At 66.3% G+C, this 20,706-nt stretch carries 14 protein-coding genes; 5 read left to right on the top strand and 9 right to left on the bottom strand.

Annotation, left to right across the window (positions count from 1 at the left end; genetic code table 11):
- Positions 1 to 23 precede the first annotated feature (23 nt).
- From Q8T13_14145 to Q8T13_14125, 5 genes are all read right to left on the bottom strand, one after another.
- Positions 24 to 842, bottom strand: coding sequence for an ABC transporter permease (locus tag Q8T13_14145; GenBank protein MDP3718901.1), 819 nt, complete (start codon positions 840 to 842; stop codon positions 24 to 26).
- A complete protein-coding gene (locus tag Q8T13_14140) occupies positions 842 to 3,112 on the bottom strand; it encodes a tetratricopeptide repeat protein (protein MDP3718900.1) in 2,271 nt (756 codons plus the stop codon). The genes Q8T13_14145 and Q8T13_14140 overlap by 1 nt, the downstream gene beginning before the upstream one ends.
- Positions 3,113 to 3,346: 234 nt before the next feature.
- The gene (locus Q8T13_14135; protein ID MDP3718899.1) at positions 3,347 to 4,039 is read right to left on the bottom strand and encodes a PEP-CTERM sorting domain-containing protein; all 693 of its coding nucleotides are present in this window, start codon (positions 4,037 to 4,039) and stop codon (positions 3,347 to 3,349) included.
- Positions 4,040 to 4,332: 293 nt separating this feature from the next.
- Entirely contained in the window at positions 4,333 to 4,986 is a 654-nt protein-coding gene (locus tag Q8T13_14130) for an EpsI family protein (GenBank protein ID MDP3718898.1), read from the bottom strand.
- Positions 4,983 to 5,861 (bottom strand): exosortase/archaeosortase family protein, encoded by an 879-nt coding sequence (locus Q8T13_14125; GenBank protein ID MDP3718897.1) that lies wholly within the window; start codon positions 5,859 to 5,861, stop codon positions 4,983 to 4,985. Before Q8T13_14125 ends, Q8T13_14130 begins: the two co-directional genes overlap by 4 nt.
- A 202-nt stretch (positions 5,862 to 6,063) precedes the next feature.
- Here Q8T13_14125 and Q8T13_14120 point away from each other — a divergent pair, with 202 nt between their 5' ends.
- The gene (locus tag Q8T13_14120; GenBank protein MDP3718896.1) at positions 6,064 to 8,208 is read left to right on the top strand and encodes an EAL domain-containing protein; all 2,145 of its coding nucleotides are present in this window, start codon (positions 6,064 to 6,066) and stop codon (positions 8,206 to 8,208) included.
- Here the strand turns inward: Q8T13_14120 and pgi are convergent.
- Positions 8,205 to 9,986 (bottom strand): glucose-6-phosphate isomerase, encoded by a 1,782-nt coding sequence (gene pgi, locus Q8T13_14115; protein MDP3718895.1) that lies wholly within the window; start codon positions 9,984 to 9,986, stop codon positions 8,205 to 8,207. The two genes, Q8T13_14120 and pgi, sit on opposite strands and share 4 nt — an antisense overlap.
- Before the next feature lie 577 nt (positions 9,987 to 10,563).
- On the opposite strand from pgi, the gene tal reads away from it, so the two are divergent.
- The 4 genes from tal to Q8T13_14095 all read left to right on the top strand — a co-directional run bounded on the left by tal (position 10,564) and on the right by Q8T13_14095 (position 17,378).
- On the top strand, positions 10,564 to 11,520 hold the full coding sequence (gene tal / locus Q8T13_14110; protein MDP3718894.1) for a transaldolase: 957 nt from the start codon (positions 10,564 to 10,566) through the stop codon (positions 11,518 to 11,520).
- Positions 11,513 to 12,028, top strand: coding sequence for a peroxiredoxin-like family protein (locus tag Q8T13_14105; GenBank protein MDP3718893.1), 516 nt, complete (start codon positions 11,513 to 11,515; stop codon positions 12,026 to 12,028). Before tal ends, Q8T13_14105 begins: the two co-directional genes overlap by 8 nt.
- A 17-nt stretch (positions 12,029 to 12,045) precedes the next feature.
- On the top strand, positions 12,046 to 15,063 hold the full coding sequence (locus tag Q8T13_14100; protein ID MDP3718892.1) for a TonB-dependent receptor: 3,018 nt from the start codon (positions 12,046 to 12,048) through the stop codon (positions 15,061 to 15,063).
- A gap of 170 nt (positions 15,064 to 15,233) precedes the next feature.
- A complete protein-coding gene (locus tag Q8T13_14095; GenBank protein MDP3718891.1) occupies positions 15,234 to 17,378 on the top strand; it encodes a TonB-dependent receptor in 2,145 nt (714 codons plus the stop codon).
- On the opposite strand, the gene Q8T13_14090 is transcribed toward Q8T13_14095, so the two are convergent.
- The 3 genes from Q8T13_14090 to Q8T13_14080 are packed head-to-tail and all read right to left on the bottom strand — an operon-like array spanning position 17,375 to position 20,695.
- Positions 17,375 to 17,974, bottom strand: coding sequence for a molybdenum cofactor guanylyltransferase (locus Q8T13_14090; protein MDP3718890.1), 600 nt, complete (start codon positions 17,972 to 17,974; stop codon positions 17,375 to 17,377). The two genes, Q8T13_14095 and Q8T13_14090, sit on opposite strands and share 4 nt — an antisense overlap.
- Entirely contained in the window at positions 17,971 to 20,046 is a 2,076-nt protein-coding gene (gene ligD / locus Q8T13_14085; GenBank protein ID MDP3718889.1) for a DNA ligase D, read from the bottom strand. The genes Q8T13_14090 and ligD overlap by 4 nt, the downstream gene beginning before the upstream one ends.
- The gene (locus tag Q8T13_14080; GenBank protein ID MDP3718888.1) at positions 20,030 to 20,695 is read right to left on the bottom strand and encodes a molybdopterin-dependent oxidoreductase; all 666 of its coding nucleotides are present in this window, start codon (positions 20,693 to 20,695) and stop codon (positions 20,030 to 20,032) included. Before Q8T13_14080 ends, ligD begins: the two co-directional genes overlap by 17 nt.
- Positions 20,696 to 20,706: the final 11 nt, after the last annotated feature.

Genomic DNA, 20,706 nt, shown 5'->3' with positions numbered 1-20,706 from the left:
GCAGAGCGGCTCGTCATCTCGTTTTAGACGTTCTCTGCGAACTCGTACTCCGCGCGGTGGAACACGAGCCACGCGATCACCAGGAACACCGCGGTCGCGGCGGTCGTGATGAGGAAGGTCGAGGGATCGGGGACCTGTCCGCGCAGCAGCACGTCCCGATAGCCGTCGATGATCGGCGTCATCGGGTTGAGCATCATGACCTGCCCGGCCAGTCCGCCCACCTGGCTCACCGGGTAGAGCACGGCGGTCAGGAACATCCACACCATGATCACCAGCTCGAACAGGTACTTCACGTCCCGGTAGAACAGGTTGGCCATGGCCAGCAGCAGGCTGATGGCCAGCGTGAACATGACATGCACCAGCAGTACCCACGGCAGCGCCGCGATGGCGGCGGTCGGCAGCACCTGGTAGTAGGCCATCATCACCACCAGCACGATCGCGCCGATGGCGAAGTCCACGAGCGACACCAGCACCGCGGAGATCGGGAAGATCTCGCGCGGGAAGTACACCTTGGTGACCAGGTTGGCGTTGGCGGTCAGCGAGGTCACGGCAAAGCGGAAAGACGAGGCGGAGAAATTCCAGGCCAGCAGTCCGCAGTAGGCGAACAGCGGATAGGGCATGTCGATCTCGAGCGGCGCCACGCGCGTGAAGATGATCGTGAACACGACCGTATTCATGAGCGGCATGAAGATCGCCCAGCCGAAGCCCATCAGGGCCTGCTTGTAGCGAAGCAGCAGGTCCCGACGGGTCATCTGGTAGAGCAGCTCGCGGAATTCGTACTGCTCGCGCGCCATCTCTTTCAGGTCGGCGGCGAGCCCGGGAGCGGCGGCGGAGAGGTTCATTACTGAATCGACTCCAGGAGCTTCCGGGCGGCGTCGGCGTTGGCGAACTTGGCGTTCGACTTGAGCGCCTTCTCCAGCAGCTTGCGGGCTTCGGCCTTGTCGCCGTTCTGGTGATGCGCCAGGGCGAGGTGATAGGCGTAGCTTGGGTTGTCGGGCTGCCGCGTGGCGCTGGCGCTCAGCGACTCGATGGCGAGCGACGACAGGCCCTTCTTGTAGTAGATGAAGCCCAGCGTGTCGTCGACCTCGTGGCGATTGGGCAACTGCGCCTTGGCGGTCTGGGCCAGCTGCAGGGCCACGTCGAGGTTGCCGTTGCTGTTGGCGTTGATCCAGGCGAGGTTGTTCGCCGCTACGGCGGCGCGCGGATCGATCTGCAGCGCCCGGTTATAGCTGGTCTTGGCGTCGTCGGTCTTGCCCTGCAGCTCCTGGATGGTGCCAAGCATGGTGTTGGCGGGCACCGACTTCGGGGCGCGGGTCACGAAGGTCTCGAGCTCGCGGCGGGCGAGATCGAGCCGGCCCTGCTGGTAATACATCCGGCCGAGCATGGCGTAGGCCTGCAGGCTCTGCGGGTCCACTTCCACCGTCTTCTTGAGCGCCTGCTCGCTTTCGAACGCATCGCCCATGGCGCTGTAGGTCTGCGCGGCCATCAACAGCACGTTCGGGTCGTTGGGCATCGCCGCCAGCTGCTTCTCGATCAGCGCCTTGGCCGAGCCGAACTTCTTGCCCTGCATCTCGGACGTCAGCAGGCCGGCCAGCGCTTGGTACGACCGGGGATCCGCCGCCAGCGCGCTGGCAAACGCCCGCCGGGCGCCTTCCGAATCCTTCCTGGCGGTGGCCAGCATGCCGGCCGCGTTCAGCACCGTCGCCGAGTTCGGCGCCAGTTGCAGCGCCAGGTTGAGGTGAGTCGTCGCCTGCGGCATGTCGCCGACGGCGATCAGGCCGTGCAGCAGCAACAGGCGCGCCTCGAGATTGCGCGGCTGTTCGTTGACGACGGCGAGCAGCAGCGGGACGGCATCGCCGGCCAGGTTGTTGTTGATGTGGAGGCGCGCCAGGCCGATGCGCGCAGCGGCATTCTTGCCATCGAGGGTGAGGGCGTCGTTGTAGGTCGCCGTCGCCTCCTTGGTGGCGCCGCGCAGGGCGTAAGTGTGGCCCAGCGCGAGCTGCGCCTCGACCGATCGCGGGTTGGCGCGGACCGCGTCCTGCAGCGTCGTCAACGCGTTGATGGTGTTGTTCTCGCTCAGGTGCAGCTTGCCGAGGGTCACCAGCGCATCGGCGTTGTTGGGCTCGCGCGCGAGCACAGCCTCGAGCGTGCGGTGCGCCTCGGCATTGCGATTGGCCACCACCTCGACGCGGGCGAGGCGGATCGAGGCGCCGACAAACGATTCCGGGGCGGCCACGAGCGGCGTCAGGATCGCGCGCGCCTCGTCGACCTTGCCAAGGCGCATGTAGTACTCGGCCAGAAAGTATTTGGCGTCGATGTTCGGCGATACCCTGGCAACGACCTTGAGGTGCGGCTCGGCTGCTGCCGGCGTGTTGGTCAGCATGTAGTACATCGCCATCGCGCGGTTGCCGACGAGGTTGTCGGGTTCAATCTGCAGGGCCCGCCGCATGCCCTTTTCGGATTCGGGCATGTTCCCTGTGGCCCAGAAGAAATTGGCCAGCGCCAGGTGCGCGTTGGCGGACTCCGGGTCGAGCTCGATGGCCTTGCGGAACGCCGCTTCCGCGGCATCCTTGTTGCCGCCCCCCAACTGCACCGAACCGAGCTCCGAATAGGTGGCGGCCCGATTCGGCTCCAGGGCCACGGCTTTCTCGAACGCCGCTACCGCGCCGTCGATGTCCCGCAGCCCCGCCAGCGAGTTGGCCAGCAGGATCTGTGCGTCGACGTTGCTGGGGTTGTGCTGCAACATGCGATTGGCCAAACCCTGCGCGTCGTCGAAGCGGCTGGCGAGCAGCATGAAGTTGCCGGCCTTCACCTGTGCGGTGGTGTCGTCGGGCAGCAGCTCGGCGGCGCGCGCGAATTCCCTCAGGGCGTTCGGGCCGTCCCCCGTCGTGGCATAGGCCTGAGCGAGCTGCAGCCGCGCGTCGCCCAGCCGCGGGTCGGCCTGCACGGCGCGGCGATACTCGATGATCGCCTCGGGATACTTCTGCTTTTCAAACTGCTGGTTGCCACGGTCGAGGTGATTCCGGGCTTCGACCAAGGGATCCGACTTGCATGCGGCCAGGGTGGCCGCGACCATCACAACACTGAGAAGTCCGGTAAGTGCGCGCATCATGATCCCTATAACTACAAGAATTGCGCCAGTCGCCGTTCCGTGGGTTTTCCGGTGATTCCCGGGTAAGGAGCGGGGGGGAGGAAGCGGAAGTCGCGCTGGCAGAGGAGAAAGGTCGCGTTCAACAGAAGGCTTTCTGAGGAACGCGGACCCTAGAGTTGGTAAGCGACGCGGCGCAGGGAAGGCACCCCGGTGGAGTGCCTTACCCGAGCCTTATCGCCGGAAGGACACGCCAGTTCACAGCAGCTGCTGTTGCTGCTTGCGACGAGCCCTGAAGGCGGCCAGCAGGCCGGTGCCGAGCAACATCATCGTGGCCGGTTCCGGAATGGGCGCCATTTCGGAGTTGCGGATGTCGGTGCTGATCGACTTCTGGGGCGTCTGGCCCAGGGGACCGGTCAGCAGGGCGAAGCCGAACAGCTCGAACGGGGTGTTCGGCGCCAGGCCGATGGCCGAGAGGAGGTCGGCGTGCTTGGTGTCGGGGCCGACCATCCAGATGGCGCCCTTCTCGTTGCCGGGTGTGCCCTGGTTGGAAGCGTTGAAGCTGTCGATGGAGCCCGAGAGAAGCGCCACGGGAGCGGTGCAGGTGCCATCCGCGAGGAAAGTGCCGACCCCGAGGCCGGGGATGCAACCCATGATGGTGATGAAGTCGCTCCCGCTCGTGGTGTTGAAGTCCAGGTCGCCGACCATACCCGACGAGTTCGTCAGCATCCCGGTAACTGCGAATACGCCATTATTGGTTGGCGCACCGAAGACTTCGACCAGACCAATCGGCAGATCGTTGCCGATGGCGTTGGTCCCGTCGAATGTAATTGCCCCGCCCGCCGCGGCGGCTCCGTTCCTGAAATCGATGATCGTCGCGGCCATCGCCGACGTCGCCATCACTGTCATCGCCAAAGCGGCGATGACTGCCACCTTCAACTTGTTTACCATCCGTGCCCTCCGAATCAGTGTCTTACTGCTATCTCCCCCGGCGCGGAATTGCGCTTGGCTCGACACTCCCTTCTAGAGCAATCCTTCTGCCATGCGTGCGCTTGCCAATCTGTTGACGCGACGCGTAAACCGCACACCCGTAAGTAATTGCGGGAACGCCACATCGCGGGTAGTCCGTTGCGGGTCAGACAAAAGACCACCACGGGACGCACCCCGAATGACATTCGTAGCGGCGACTAATCTCAAAGGGATTGACGTGGAATGGGAGTGCGCGATGCACTCCCGTGAGAAGACTAGGAAGGGAGGTATCCAGCGAGGAGAGGGAAGAGCGAGAGCACGAACTCGGTGGCGAGACGTTCCGCGTCAGCGCCGTCGCTGCCAAGCGGAATTGGTGTGATCACGCGAATCATCGAGCCGTCGGTGCGGTTGAAACGAATGGCGTCACCGATCAGCAACGCGCGGCTCTTGTACTCGCTGGCGACGACCCGGCCGCGCGCCTGGTACCAATAGAGCACCAACTGCCGATCGAGACCCTTCTGCACGACGTAGCGATTGACTTCGATGTCCACGCCGGGGCCACCCGCGTCGGCGATCACCTTGCGTCCCTCGGACAGCGGCTCCCAGCCGGCGCCGGGCAGACAGTTGAGCGGCGAGTGGATGGTATCGCCCTGGCGCTGGCTGCCGTAGAACCCCATGTAGAGGCCGACCCCGGCGCCGTCGGGCCGGTAGTAGGCGCGCGACAGGTAGTCGTCCACGCCGAGCACTGCGAGGATCTCTTTCTCCATGGGCGGGTCGTTGACCGCCTCCCAGCCAGCAATCGTCATGGGGAACGACGCGAACGTCGTTCGGACAATCGGCGCCTCGGACCCTCGGGCGTTGGCCATGAACACCGCCGCCGACACCAGGCAGGCGAACACCGCGATCGCGCGGACCAGGGAACCGTTCATGCGTGACTCTCGCGCGGCCCGAGCTGGGGCGACGTCTGCGTCGCCCGGGGCGGCGCGAAATGAAGAAGGATTCGTTGAATGCCCAGCATCATCAGGAACGCGACGATGAAGACCACCCAGCCCGAGGCATCGTGGAAGACACCCTCGACACCCTCGGTGCCGTAATTGTGCGCGGCCACGCCGGCGCTGGCGACCCGCAGGCCATTGGCGATGATGGCGACCGGAATCGCCGACAAGGCGATTACCGACCGCACCCAGACGCGGCGGTCGGCGAAGTAGCCGAACACGATGCCCAGGGTGAACAGCGAGACCAGCGAGCGGATGCCGCTGCAGGCCTCGGCGACTTCCAGCGTGGCGTTGGCCAGGATCAGGACGTTGCCCTCGCGCAGGATCGGAATCTCCATGGCGCTAATCGAGTACTCGCCGAGGTTCGACGCCAGGAGCTGCAGGGGAAAGGCGATCTTGTTGAAGATCAGTGCCGGCAGCGGCACCATCAACAGCAGGAAGGCCAGCGGAAAGGCCAGCACGCGCAGGCGGGCCCACCCGCCGAGGAACAGCACGCTGCCCGCGACGGTGCCAATCAGGGCCACGCGCGACAGGAAGTATTCGGCGCCGAGCATGCCGGCCACCAGCAGCACCATGCTGAGCGCGACGACCGCGAGACCCACCAGTGACGGGCGTACCTCGGCGCGCTCGAAGTGCGCGCGCCGCTCCCACGCGAAGTAAGCGGCGAGCGGCACAATGAAGAAGCCGTGTGAGTAGTTGTCGTCGGTGGACCAGGCGTCGATCAGGCCGGTGATGACGGGCCAGAACGCCAGCAGCACGCCGCTCGCGACGAGCACAATGGGGATCAGGTTATCGTTCGTGCGCGTCATGTTCCACCCTGCTTAGAGCAAATGGGTTGCCAACATTGAGGAGGCCGGGCCTCACTGGCGGATCGGCGTAATACTGACCACGCTGTGTCACAGAGTCCGTTCATGCCCTGACTTTTGTCCGCGAACCATGCACCTCCCGGGCCCTCGTGACTGACGCTGGTATGTGAGTAGACACGGCAACGAATTTGCTCTGTAGGTTGCCATGCAATCCCCGTACGGTCGCGCCGTACCACTTCTGCTCCTCATCGAAGGAGAAGCTCATGGAGCGCAGTCGGTCGAGCACCTGCTGCGGGCCGCTCCAGCCGTGCTGGCGGTCGAATCTGTTCGGACCGTCGATGCCGGCGTGCGCTGGCTTGAACGCCATGCGGTCAGCGCCGTGCTGCTCGACCTGTCGTTGCCGGCGGCGCGCGAAGATCTGGGCGCCATCGCACGTATTCGCAAGGTGGCCCCGGGCGTGGCGATCATGCTGCTGGCCCAGGCCGGCGACCAGGCGCTCGCCCGGCGGGCGGTCGAATCCGGCGCCACCGATTACGTGGTCACCAACCATCTCGACACCCGCAGCCTGTGCCAGCTGATTGCCATGATGTTCGAGCGGCGCGGGCTCGACGAGCAGAAGTTCGTCGAGCGCGAGCGCGCCGAGATCACGCTCAACTCGATCGGCGACGCCGTGCTGACCACCGATACCCTCGGCAACATCACCTATCTCAACGGCGAAGCCGAGGCGTTGACCGGGTGGACCCGGTCCGAGGCCTTCGCGCGGCCGCTGGCCGAAGTGTTCGACGTCACCGACGGCCTGACCGGCCAGCCCGCCGAGGACCCGTCCCGCGTGGCCATCGGGCATAACCGCAAGGTGCGCATGAAGGGCAACTACGTGCTGGTCAGCCGGGCCGGCGCCGAGACCTCGATCGAGCACTCGGCGGCGCCGATTCACGACCGCCACGGCGAGATCCTCGGCGCCGTGATCATCTTCCGCGACGTGATCGTGTCGCGTGAGCGCCGGCTGCAAATGCTGCACCTGGCCGAGCACGACGCCCTTACCTCACTGCCGAACCGCACGCTGCTGAGCGATCGGCTGGCGCGCTCGATCGCGCTGTCGCGCCGCTACGGCCGGCGACTCGCGGTGCTGTTCATCGACTGCGACAAGTTCAAGCACATCAACGACACCCTGGGCCACACGATCGGCGACCAGGTGCTGAAGTCGATTGCCAGGCGGCTGACCGCCTGCGTGCGCGAGTCCGATACCGTCAGCCGCCACGGCGGCGACGAGTTCCTGGTGCTGCTGTCGGAGGTGGACCATGCCGGCGATGCCGGCGTGATCGCCGACAAGATCGTCCAGTCGGTCAGTGAGCCGCACTTGATCGACGGCCACGAGCTGTCGCTGACGGTCAGTGTCGGCGTCAGCCTGTATCCCGAGGACGGGCAGGACGCCCACTCGCTGATTACGCGAGCCGACGCGGCGATGTACCAGGCCAAGAGTGCGGGCCGCAACCAGGTGGGGTTCTACCGTGCCGACCTCGAGGGCCGGTCCGTGCCGATCCGGTCGCTCGAGTCGGAGCTGCGCCAGGCGGTCGAGGCCGAGCAGTTCGTGTTGCACTACCAGCCGACCATCAACCTGGCGACTGGCGCCATCAGCGGCGCCGAGGCGCTGATCCGCTGGCGCCACCCGTCGCGCGGCCTGGTCGCGCCCGATCAGTTCATTCCTGCCGCCGAAGCGTCGGCGCTGATCATCCCGATGGGACGCTGGGCGCTCCAGGAAGCGTGCCGGCAGGCCAGGGCCTGGCAGGACCTCGGGCTTCCGCCCGTGCCCGTCGCGGTGAATGTCTCGGCGCGGCAGTTCCGGACCCCGGGCTTCCTGGACGACATCATGCGCTTCTTGAAAGAGACGCCGCTCGAGGCGCAGTATCTCGAGCTCGAATTGACGGAAAGCGCGCTGATGCTCGATTCGTCCACGACCATGCCGCTGCTCGAGATGTTGAAGAAGTGCGGCGTGATCCTCAAGGTCGATGACTTCGGGACCGGACCGTCGAGCTTGAGCTACCTGCAACACTGCCCGGTCGATGTGCTCAAGATCGATCAGTCGTTCGTGCGCGACATTCTGCCGACCACCACCGGCGCGCCGCTGGTGAGTGCGGTGATTGCGCTCGGTAAGGGACTGGGCTGCCGGGTGGTGGCCGAAGGCGTGGAGACCCGCCACCAGTTGAAGTTCTTGCGCGACGAGATGTGTGACGAGGGGCAGGGCTACCACTTCAGCCCGGCGGTGGACGCCGATGCCTTCGGCCGGCTGCTGTCGATGGCGCCGTTCGCGGTGCCGCCTACCCGGCTGAGTACCCGGGTGACTACCCGCTAGCCGAGGTGCAGCTTGGTGGCGTTGATCAGCCGGTTGGTCGAGCTGTCGTGGCTGCGGGTGGGGCTGGGCGAGGCGAGGTCGGCGGCCACCGCCGTCGCCAGCTGCTTGCCGAGTTCGACGCCCCACTGATCGAATGAGTTGATGTTCCAGATCGCGCCCATCGTGAACACCTTGTGTTCGTATAGCGCCAGCAGCATGCCGATGGTGCGGGGGCCCAGCTTCCGGTAGAGGATGGTGGTGGACGGCCGGTTGCCGGGAAACACCTTGTGCGGCAGCAGTTGTTCGAGGGCGTCGCCCGTCAGGCCTTGCGCCGTCAGCTCGGCGCGCACCTCGTCTTCGTTCTTGCCGCGCATCAGCGCCTCGGTCTGGGCGAAGCAGTTGGCCAGCAGCAGGCGATGGTGGTCGCCGGCCGCGTGGTGCGACTCGATCCCGGCCAGGAAGTCGCAGGGCACCAGCCGCGTGCCCTGGTGCAGCAGCTGGTAGAACGCGTGCTGGCCGTTGGTGCCGGGCTCGCCCCAGACGATCGGCGCGGTCAGCGCCTCCACCGGCTTGCCCTCGCGGTCGACCCGCTTGCCGTTGCTTTCCATGTCGAGCTGTTGCAGGTACGCGGGCAGGCGTTGCAGGTACTGCTCGTACGGCAGCACGGCCTGCGTCTCGGCGCCGAGCACGCTCGAGTACCACACCCCCAGCAGGGCCAGCACCATCGGCGCGTTCTGTTCAATGGGCGCGGTCCGGAAGTGTTCGTCCATCTCGTGCGCGCCGGCGAGGAGCTGCTCGAAGTGGCCGTAGCCGGCCGCCAGCGCAATCGGCAGACCAATTGACGACCATAGCGAGTACCGGCCGCCGACCCAGTTCCAGAACACGAACATGTTCTCGGGCGCGATGCCAAAGGCGCGCACCGCGGCCTCGTTGGTCGAGATGGCGACGAAGTGCTTGGCGATTGCTTGATCGTCCTTGGCCCGCGCCATGAACCACTCGCGCGCCGACTGCGCGTTGACCATGGTTTCCTGCGTCGTGAACGTCTTCGACGCGATGGTGAAGAGCGTGGTCGCCGGATGCAGGGGGCGGAGCGTCTCGGCGAGATGGGTGCCGTCGACGTTCGAGACGAAATGCACGCGCGGACCTTCGCGCGTGTACGGCGCCAGCGCCAGGGTCACCATCGCCGGGCCGAGGTCGGAGCCGCCGATGCCGAGGTTGACCACGTCGGTGATGCGCAGGCCGGTGTAACCCAGCCACGATCCGCCCCGCACCGCATCGGCGAACCGCCGGATGTGGTCGAGGGCGGCGCGGACGTCGGGCATCACATCACGGCCGTCGAGCAGCACCGGCCGCGCCGAGCGGTTGCGCAGGGCGATGTGCAGCACCGCGCGGTGCTCGGTGGTGTTGATGGCCGCGCCGGCGAACATCTGGTCGCGCAGCGCCTCGACGCCGGTCTTGCGCGCCAGCTCCACCAGCGCCTTCATCGCCTCGTCCGTGATCAGGTTCTTCGAGTAGTCGATCTGCAGGTGGTCGCCAAGCGCGAGCGAGAACCGTTCGGCCCGCCCCGGGTCGGCGGCGAACAACTCGCGCAGCGGCTGGCGCGGCGCCCAGGTGGAGAGCGATCGCAGGCCCGCGGCCGGCCTGGTGGCTGCCGGCTCAGGCTGGTCCCACGCGCGGAAGCCGCCCTCGAACGCCCGGTCGTTGTGACCGCGCCGAATGGTGGGCGGCAGTTCATCGAACAGCCGCGCGTTGCCGCCGCCCAGCACGATGTACTCGGCGGCCACCGCCGCGCGCAGCATCTCGCAGCCCTCGAGGACGATCGGCCGCCAGGCGTCGGTGCCGAGCGCCGTCAGCCCGCGCTGGCCCAGCAGATCTTCAAACGTCTGATCCTTGAACGGCAGGTGGGCCAGCTCGAGGGCCACCACCGTGCCTTCGTCCACGAGCGCAGTGCCGAGTCCGGAGCCCAGGCCGAGAAACAGCATGCGCCCGCCTTCGTCGCTGCCGAGGGCCTGCATGGCGGCGTCGTTCATGATCCGCACCGGCACGCCGAACGCGGCCTCCCAGTCGAAGCCCACCCAGCCCGTGCCCAGGTTCCAGGGCTCCTGGACGACTCGGCCGCGGATGACCGGGCTGGGAATCCCGATGGTGATGTGGTCGTAGGTCCAATCGGCGGTCAGGGCCTCGATTCCCTCCACCACCTGCCGGGGCGTGAACCCGTCGCCCGAGTCGAACTTGCGCGCCTCGGAGCTTCCGGTGTGCATCAGCTTGACGTGGGTCCCGCCCACGTCGATAACCAGAACCCGCATTGGCTTCAAGCATACCCGCACCCTTGGCACCTTTGGCACCCCTGGCACCTTTGGCACTATCCTTATCTGCATGTCCCTGCTCGACTCGCTCAAGCGCGTGACCACCGTCGTGGCCGATACCGGCGACATCGAGTCCATGCGGCAGTTCCGCCCGCAGGATGCGACGACCAACCCGTCGCTGTTGCTGAAGGCGGCGCAGCAGCCGCAGTATCGGCCGCTCGTGGAGGCGGCGCGGGCCGACGCCGACCGGCTGGGCCTGGCCGAGGCGGGGCGCACCGAGGCGTTCATGGACCGCCTGTCGGTGAACTTCGGCCGCGAGATTCTGAAGATCGTGCCGGGCCGCGTCTCGACCGAGGTGGACGCGCGCCTCAGTTTCGATACTGCCGGCACCATCGCCAAGGCGCGCGAGCTGATTGGCCTGTACGAAGCCGCCGGCGTCGAGCGGGCGCGCATCCTGATTAAGGTGGGCAGCACGTGGGAGGGCATTCGCGCCGCCGCCGATCTCGAGCGCGAGGGCATTCACTGCAACCTGACGCTGCTGTTCAGCTTCGCGCAGGCGGTGGCGTGCGCCGAAGCCGGCGTGACCCTGATCTCGCCGTTCGTCGGCCGCATCTACGACTACTACCGCAAGGAGGGCGGGGCGGAGATCCCGGCCGACCAGGACCCCGGCGTGCAGTCGGTCACGCGCATTTATCACTACTACAAGAAGTTCGGCTATGAAACCCAGGTGATGGGCGCCAGTTTCCGCAAGGTCGAACAGATCACCGGGTTGGCCGGTTGCGACCTGCTGACGATCAGCCCCGACCTGCTCGACTCGCTCCAGAAGACCGACGGTGAGATCGCGCCGCGCCTGACCGTCGAGGGCGCGCGCGCCTCAGCCGAAGAGAAGATTACGCTCGATGAGAAGAGCTATCGCTTCCTGCACAACCAGGACGCCATGGCGGTGGAGAAGTTGTCGGACGGCATTCGCCGCTTCTACGAGGACGGCCGCAAGCTCGAACAGTGGGCCGCTAGCCAACGTGCCTGACACCCTGGACCTTCCCGCGGACTCGCCGCTGCGAAACCTGGCGGACGACCCAGTGCTCGTGGTGCTGCTGCGGTCGTTTGGCTGCACCTTCTGCCGCGAAGCGGTGGCCGACGTCGCGAAGGTCAAGCCGCAGCTCGACGCGGCCGGGGTGCGCGTGGCGTTCGTGCACGGCGGGTCGCCGGAAGAGGCGGAACCGTTCTTCGCCAAATACCGTCTCCCCGATGTGGTCCGCATCAGCGATCCCACCCTTGCTCACTATCGGGCCTTTGGCCTGGGACGCACCGGTCCCCAGGCGCTCGTCGACCCGGTGGTGTGGGCGCGCGGCGCGGTGTGCGCGCTCTCGCACGGGTTCGGGCCGCAGCCTGCGGGGTTGATGCGCCAGCTGCCCGGCGTCTTTGTCGTGCAACACGGTGGCGTGCTGTCGGAGTACCGCCATCACTCACCGGCCGATCGTCCCGACTACCTGGCCCTCGTCCAGGGCGCTCTGCGGGGCGCTACAATGGCATGAACTCCAAGGAGGCTCCGATGGTGAATCGATTACGCCCTGTCCTGCTGGCCCTGGTCACGGTCGCCCTGATGTCCGCGGCGGCCGCCGCTCAAACGCGATCGACCAGCGCGGATCTCAGTGGAGTGGTCTACGACCAATCCCAGGCGGTGCTGCCGGGCGTCACGGTGACCGTGACCAATGCCGACACCGGGCTCGTCCGCACCGCGGTCACCTCCGGCGACGGCCGCTTCGCGGTGCTGGCGCTGCCGCCCGGGACCTACCGCCTCAACGTCGAGCTCCAGGGGTTTGCGCCGCAGACGCGCGAGGGCGTCCAGCTGGCGCTCGGCTCCGCCGTGGAGGTCGGCTTCACGCTGGCTCTCGCCGGCGCGCAGGAGCAGGTCAGCGTCGTGGCCGAGGCGCCGCTGGTCGATACCCAGAAGACCGCCATCGCCACCGTCGTGTCGCAACAGCAGATCGAGAGCCTGCCGATTAACGGCCGCAACTTCATCTCCTTCTCGGTCATCACGCCGGGGGTGACGACCGATCGCACGCCGCAGCAGGGCGCGTCGGCGACCTCCGGGCTGTCCTTTGCGGGCCAGCGCGCGCGCTCGAACAACATCACGGTGGACGGCGTCGACAACAACGATGCGGCGGTCGGCGCCGTGCGCGCGACGTTCAGCCAGGAAGCGGTCCGCGAATTCCAGGTCCTGACCAATTCGTACTCGGCCGAGTTCGGCAAAGCGTCGGGCGGCGTCGTCAACATCGTGACCAAGAGCGGCACCAACCGGCTGTCGGGTAACCTGTTCGGGTACTTCCGCGACGAGGCGCTCAACGCGAAGGAGCACTTCGAGAAGTTCGATTCCGCCGGCACCGCGATCGATCGCGACAAGGCGCCGTACCGGCAGCAGCAATTTGGCTTCACGCTCGGCGGACCGATCCGGCGGGACCGGAGCTTCTACTTCCTGTCGTTCGAACGGCTCGACGTGGACACCAACAACTTCGTCACCATCGACGATCGCAACGTGGTGATGCTGGGCCCGACCGCGCTCGGCACGCCGAAGCAGATTCTCGAGCGCGCCGGTTTCGTCGTCGAAACCGGCAACGTCCCGTACACGGTCAACGGCAATCAGTTCCTGGCGAAGGTCGATCAGCAACTCACGCCGAGCCAGAACCTGGCGGTGCGCTTCAACTACGCCGACGCGTTCAACGAGAACATCGAGCCGTGGGGCGGTCAGACCGCGCGCAGCCGTGGCGCCTCGCTCGACAGCACCGACTACATGGCGGCGGCGTCGCACACCAAAGTGGGTGGCATGCGGTTCGTCAACGAGTTGCGTGTGCAGTACGCCAAGCGCGATCAGGACGTCCTCTCGCTCGACCCGCGCTGCCTGGGCCCCTGCACCGCCAACGATCAAGGCGGCCCGACGCTCGAGGTCACCGGTTTTGCCAGCGTCGGCCGTCAGCGCTTCACGCCGCAGCCGCGGCACAGCCGGCGCACCCAGATCGTCGATACCGCCAGCTACTACGCGGGCGACCATCAGTTCAAGGCCGGCTTTGACTTCAGCGCGATCGACAACCGGGACGAAGCCCTGCCGCTGCACTTTGGCGGCCGCTACATCTTCGCCGCGGCGCTGCCCGGCGCGTTGTTCGGCCTGCCGTTTCCCGTCATCAACGCGATTCAGGCCGTCGCGCTCGGGCTGCCGGCGGCCTACGTGCAGGGCTATGGCAATGCCGCCGACAGCTACAAGGTGAGCGATCTCTCGCTGTTCGCCCAGGACGACTGGCGCCTGACGTCGAACTTCACGCTGAAGCTCGGGCTCCGCTATCAGCGGCAGTTCTGGCCCGACTTCACCTACACGGTTCGTGGCCTCGATCCGTATGCGTTCCCATCCGATAACAACAACGTGGCGCCGCGCCTGTCGTTCGCGTGGGACCCGACCGGCGACAAGAAGACGTCGGTGCACGGCGCCTACGGGATCTTCTTCGACAATCACATGACGGCGCTCGCCGGGATCACCAACCTGGTCAACGGCGATACCAACGTGCGCACGCTGGTCGCGCAACTGCCCAACCCGCTGCCGATTGCGGCCTGGAACGCTCCCGGCCGGCGACTCCCGGAAGCGGCCGTGGGCACGTACCCCAGCCTCGAAATCTCCATCGATCCGGCACTGAAGACACCATACGCGCATCACGGCTCGGTCGGCATCGATCGCGAGCTGCCGGGTCAGCTCGCCCTCTCGGCGAACGTCGTCTACGCGCGCGGCATCGATCAGGTCGGGACGATCGACTACAACCCCATCGTCCCCGCGCTCGGCGCCGGCCGTCGTCCTGAGGACGTCAACGGCGTCGCGGGCACTTCCGCCTCGATCCTGCAGTACACGTCGTTTGGCGAGACGTGGTACCGCGCGCTGACGGTGTCGGCCAGCAAGCGGTTCAGCCGCCGCCATCAGTTCCTGGCCAGCTACACGCTGTCGAAGGCCGAGGACAACTCGACCGACTACCAGAGCGCGTTCGTGCCTGAGAACAACGGCCGGGGCCGCAACCGCGGGGATTTGCTCGGCGTGCCGGTCGGATTCGACGCCGGGTTGGAGCGCGGGCCCTCGACGCAGGATCAACGTCACCGTTTCGTCCTCAGCGGTCTCTATGTCGCGCCCGGCGAACTGCAGCTGTCGTCGATCGTGACCGTGGCGTCGGGACGGCCGTACAACATCCTGGCCGGCGCCGACCTCAACGGCGACGGCAACGGCGGCGCGTTCCCGCCCGATCGCGCCCGGACGGCACCCGCGGACGCCTCGTCCAGCGTTGGTCGGAACCGCGGGACCATGCCGAATCAAGCCACCGTGGACCTGCGTGTGAGCCGGCGCTTCCGCCTGGCGGGCAGGACGAGCGTGGATGGGATCTTCGAGGTGTTCAATCTGCTCAACCGGACGAACTACACCGAGATCAACAACATCTTCGGCACCGGGGCGTATCCAGGCTCGCCGCTGCCGACGTTCGGCCAGTTCACCCAGGCGGCGTCGCCGTTGCAGGTGCAGCTCGCACTCAAGGTGAGTTTCTAGCCGCGAGGTGGCGCGGCCGCATGGCGTGGGCGCTTCGCACGGTCCGGGCAGGCGGCCCGGCCGGGCGAGGCGGTATCCTGGCAACACTTGCTTTGTCGAAACGATCGACCGGGGGGACGTATCGTCCCCCTTGATTAGGGAGGTTCCATTTGAATGCTCGTTGTGTAGCGGTGTTGCTTGCGCTGGCCGCGGCCAGCTCGACCGCTGTGTTCGCCCAGGCTCCCACGCCCCCCCCGCAGGCGCCAGCTCAGCCGCCGGCCAAACCAGCAGAGGCGCCCATTTACGAAGAGCAGGTGGTCGTCACCGCTTCGAAGCTGGAGCAGCAGCTGGTCAACGCGCCGGCCACCATGACGGTGGTGACGACGGATGTGATTGCGTCGACGCCGGCGACCAATTACGCCGAGTTGTTCCGGTCGGTTCCCGGTGTCAATCTCAGCCAGACCTCGGCGCGCGACTTCAACCTGACCATGCGCAGTGCGACCTCGACGCTCGCCACCTCGACCCTGGCGCTGCTCGACGGACGAAGCCTGTACCTGGATTTCTTCGGCTTCGTGGCCTGGGACCTGCTGCCCGTCAACCCGAGCGAGCTGAAGCAGATCGAAGTGATTCGCGGCCCGGCCTCGGCGGTCTGGGGCGCCAACGCCATGAACGGCGTTGTCAACTTCATCTCGAAGACGCCGCGCGAGCTCGACGGCAATAGCGCCACCATCACGTTCGGCGCCTTCAACGGCGATGCCGAGAACGGCGAAAAGCTGGGCTCCAGCTCGATGTTCGGCATCAACGGCACGCACGCCCGCGCCGTGAACGACCGCTGGGCCTACAAGATCTCGGCCGGCGGCTACACCTCCGACCCGTTCCCGCGCCCGACCGGCGCGATTCCCAACGGCACCGGCACGCAGTACCCCGCGTTTGCCAACCAGGGGACGAACCAGCCGAAGTTCGACACCCGCGTGGACTACGACGCGCCTGATGGCAAGTACAAGCTGGCCATGGCCGGCGGCTACTCCGGCACCGACGGCATCATCCACACCGGCATTGGCCCCTTCGACATGACCGGCGTCGGCGTGACCTATGGCACCATGCGCTACTCGCGCAACGCCTTCAAGTTCAATTTCTTCACCAACATGTTGAATGGCGACGCCAGCGGGCTGCTGGCGATCGGCCTCGACGGCAAGCCGATCCTGTTCAACTTCGACACCAAGACCTACGACCTTGAAGTGGGCAACATCAACACCTTCGGCGGCCGTCACGTGCTGAGCTACGGCGGCAACGTCCGCTTCAACCAGTTCGACCTGTCGATTGCCCCGCGCGGCGACAACCGCACGGAGCTTGGCGCCTACGTGCAGGACGAGATTTTCCTGAACAACCTCGTGCGCATCAGCCTGGGTGCGCGCTTCGACAAGTACGACAACATCGAAGACCCGGTGTTCTCGCCGCGCGTCGCGCTGATCCTGAAGCCGGCTGACGACCACGCGGTGCGGCTGTCGTTCAACAAGGCGTTCCGCTCGCCCTCGCTGATCAACAACTACCTCGAGACCGCGATCGTCAACCAGTTGAACCTGGGCGCGATCAACCCGGCGCTGGCCGGCCGGGTCTACAACTTCCCGGTGCTGGCGAACGGCAACGAGTCGCTGGTCGAGGAATCGACCGAGTCGTTCGAGGTGGCCTATACCGGCGTCATCAAGAGCCGCGCCACGGTGTCGGCGGCGGTCTACTTCACCACCAACCGCGACGAAATCTTCTTCACGCAGGTGGGCCGCTATCGCGCGACGGCGCCGCCCCCAGGCTGGCCGCTGCCGCCGGTGGTGCTCGAAGTGCTGCCGCCGGCGTGCGCGCCCGGCCAGACCTGCACGACCGGCGGGCTGCCCTCGGAGTTCAGCTACCGTAACCTGGGCACGGTCAAGAACAAGGGCTTCGAGCTCGGCATCGATGGCGCGGTCAGCCGCGCCCTCAACCTGTTTGCGAACTATTCGTACCAGGCGACGCCCGATCCCGACTTCGCCCTGTCGGAAGTGAACCTGCCGCCGAAGAACCGCTTCAACGCCGGCCTCAACTTCAATGAGGGGCGCTTCCTCGGGAACCTCTCGGTCGCCTACGTGGACGATGCGTACTGGCAGGACGTGCTCGACGCGCGCTTTGCCGGTCCGACCGAGGCCTACACGCAGTTCAACGGCGCCTTCGGCATGCGGTTCGCCCAGGACAAGATCACCGCCACCATCAAGGGGATCAACCTGACCAACCAGGAAGTGCAGTCGCACGTGTTTGGCGACATCATCAAGCGCCAGATCATCGGCGAGCTGCGCTTCCAGTTTTAGGAAGGTGTAGCGTCCGCCTTCAGGCGGACCAATGCCGCCGCATACGCCTCGGGCGTATTGCAGCTGACGAAGCTGTCCAGATCCGGGTCGAGGTCGCGAAACATCGCCGCCTCGACCCGTTTCGTTTGTACCCGGTCGAGCAGCGCCATGACGCGCCGTTCGCCACGCGCCAGCAGTGCCTGCGCCACGCCGGCCACCGACGAGCGGTAGACCGCGCAGAGCGGGCTGGCGTGCCCGTCCACGACCGCGACGCAGATGTCGGCGTCCTCGCGAAGCGCGATCAATCGCCGCAAGACTTCAGGCCTGACGAGCGGCATGTCGCAGGCGACCACGACGTTCACGTCGCTGTGAGAGGCCGACAGCCCCGCGGCAATGCCCGCCAGGGGCCCAAGATTCGCGATCGGGTCATGGACAACGCGAATGCCTGGCGGCGTCGCGTGATCCGGCCTCGCCACCACGATCACGTCGCCGGCCACTTCGCCGACGATGCGGATTGCGCGCTCGAGCAGGGTTTCGGTGCCGAAGGGGAGCGAGACCTTGTCGCGGCCCATGCGGGTGGACAGGCCGCCGGCCAGCACGATGCCGGTGACCGTCATTTGCTGAGTTTCTCGATCGCGGCCAGGAGGTTGGCGCCCTTGTGCCGGCGTAGGCTCTCCCATAGGTCGCCGACCTTCTCGAGCCGCGCCGCGATGGTGTCGATGGTGAAGTCCTGGGGCTTCGGGCTGTCGTGTACTTCTTTCCAGGTGAGCGGCGTCGAGACGCCGGCAAAGGGGCTGACGCGGGCGCTGTAGGCGCACGCCAGCGTCTTGCCCTGGATGTTCTGCAGGTAGTCCACGTAGATCGTCTTCTCCTTGCGCTTGCGCACCGACCGCTCGACCGTCGCGACCTTCGGGTGCTTTGTGGCGACCATGGTCGCGATGATCTGGCAGAACAGCATGCCGGCCTGGTACGGCGTGCCTTTCGGCAGCGGGATGAAGATGTGCAGGCCTTCCGAGCCGGAGGTTTTCGGGAACCCGGGGACGTTGACGCGGTCGAGTTCGTCCTGCACCGAGCGCGCGACGTCGAGAATGTTCGCGAAGGTGGCTCCGGGTTGCGGGTCGAGGTCGATGGCCACCTGGTCGGCGGCGTCGAGATCGTCCAGGGTCGAGAAGAACGGGTCCATCGAGATCGACGCCAGCTGCGCCATGTAGAGCAGCGTCTTCAGCGATCCGCCAATCAGCCGCGACGGCACGTCATCGTCTGGAAGGCTTTCGCTGCGGACACCGGGCGGCGGAACATCAGGCGCGCGGTGCTGATAGAAGAACGGCGCATCGACGCCGTTGGGCGATCGTTTCATCACGAGCGGCCGGTTATGAATCACCGGCAGGATGTACGGCGCCACCCGCGCGTAGTGCCGAATCAGGTCGCCCTTGGTGTGCTTGCCTTGCGGCCAGAAGATCTTGTGAAGGTTGGTGACCTCCAGCGTGTCGCCGTCGGGCAACTTCAACGCGCCGTTCTTGCGCGCCTTCTCAAGAGCGTTCAGCTGATCGATCAGCGACTCGACGTCGTTCGCTGAGATGCTTTCCACGAGCACCTTAGGCACTCTAGGCCCCCTAGGCACCTTAGGCACCGTAGGCACCTTAACCGCTTTGGCAGCCTTGTCATCCCGAAGGCCCAGGTAAGAAGGATGGCGTAACCGTCCTTCGTCTGTCATCTCCGTGTAACGCACCTGCGCCACCAGGATTGGCTTCACCCAGTGCGCGGTCGCCTTGACCTTGGGCCTGGTGGCGAACGGGCACGTCGGCGTTTCAATGCGCTTCAGCAGGTCCATCAGCCGATCGAGCTCGGCGCCGGTAAAGCCGGTGCCGACGTCGCCGACGTGCTCGAGCGCGCCGGATTTGCCCTTGGTGCCGAGAATCAGCGCGCCGAAGTGGACGCGCGTGCCCTGGGGCGCGGTCCAGCCGCCAATGACGAACTCGTCTTGCTTGACGAGCTTCACCTTCATCCATTCGGGACTGCGCTTGCCGGGGCGATAGGGCGAGCGGGCGAGCTTGACGATCAGCCCTTCCCACTCCTCCTGGCGCGCGCGGGCCATCAGGCTTTCGCCCGAGCCCACCGCTTGCTCGGTCAGCCAGAGTGCCTTTGAGGCGGGCTGGTGTTTCTTGAACAGCTGCTCCAGCCTCGCGCGGCGCTCGGTGAGCGGCCGCGCCCGCAGGTCGTCGCCATCGTCGCGCAGCAGGTCGAACACGATCAGGGCGGCGGGTTGTTCATCCGCCGACAACTGCGTCTTGTTCGATCGATACCCAGGCACGCTGACGTGAATGCGGTGCTGCAGGCGCTGAAAGCCGGTGGGCTTGCCATGGGCGTCGAGCGCGGTCACTTCGCCGTCGAGCACGACTGGACCGGGCAGCTTGCGCCCCCATTTGCCCACGGCGTCCACGATCTCCGGAAACTGCGCGGTCTTCTCGTTGCCGTTACGCGACCACAGCCGCACAGTGGCTTGGGTCTTTCCCGGCACCACCTCGACGATGGCACGAATGCCGTCGTACTTGGGCTCGTACACGAACCCGGCCACCGTCAGCGCAGGGGGCTGCGGCGGCAGCGTCGCCAGCATCGGCCGCAAATCTTTAGCGACGAACATCGTGCCCTGATCCCTGATCCCTGATCCCTGATCAAGAGTATCGGTCATCGAACCACGGTTCGGCACTATCCGAGTAGCCGCGCTCTTCCCAGAAGCCCGGCTTGTTACCGGCCAGGAACTCGATCTTCCGGATCCATTTGGTGCCCTTCCAGGCGTACAGCTTCGGCGTGATCATCCGGCACGGGCCGCCGTGTTCCTGCGGCAGTGGCTGGCCCTCCCACGTGTGCACGAGCAGCACGTCGTCTTCCACCGCGCGCTCGAGTGGCAGGTTGGTGGTGTACGGAATGCGCGTGCCCGGCATATGGTCGTAACCGGTGCACAGCACGTGGGTCACGTCGGTCGAGGGCACCGCGAGCTCGGCGATCGTCCGGAACCGCACCCCCTTCCAATGGTTGTCCATGCGGCTCCACGTCGTCACACAGTGGAAGTCGCTTTCGTCTTCGGCTTGCGGCAGGGCCAGGAACTGATCCCAGTTGACGGTGAATGGGTTGTCGCAGCGTCCGCCGACCTCGAGTTGCCAGTCGGCAAGCGCGATGGTGGGCGAATCGCCCAGGTCGAGCACCGGCCAGTTCGGCACGGGGCGCTGGCCGGTGGGCAGCTTGGGCATGCCGTGGCGGTTGACCGGACCGGTGCCTTCGGGCGCGCGGTCCGCGAACGACCCGGGCACGGCGGCACGCAGGGCGCGTTGTCTCTCTATGTACCGCAGGC

This window comes from Acidobacteriota bacterium, assembly GCA_030697165.1.
Lineage (GTDB): Bacteria > Acidobacteriota > Vicinamibacteria > Vicinamibacterales > UBA2999 > 12-FULL-67-14b.
This window is presented reverse-complemented; position numbering and strand designations above follow the sequence as displayed.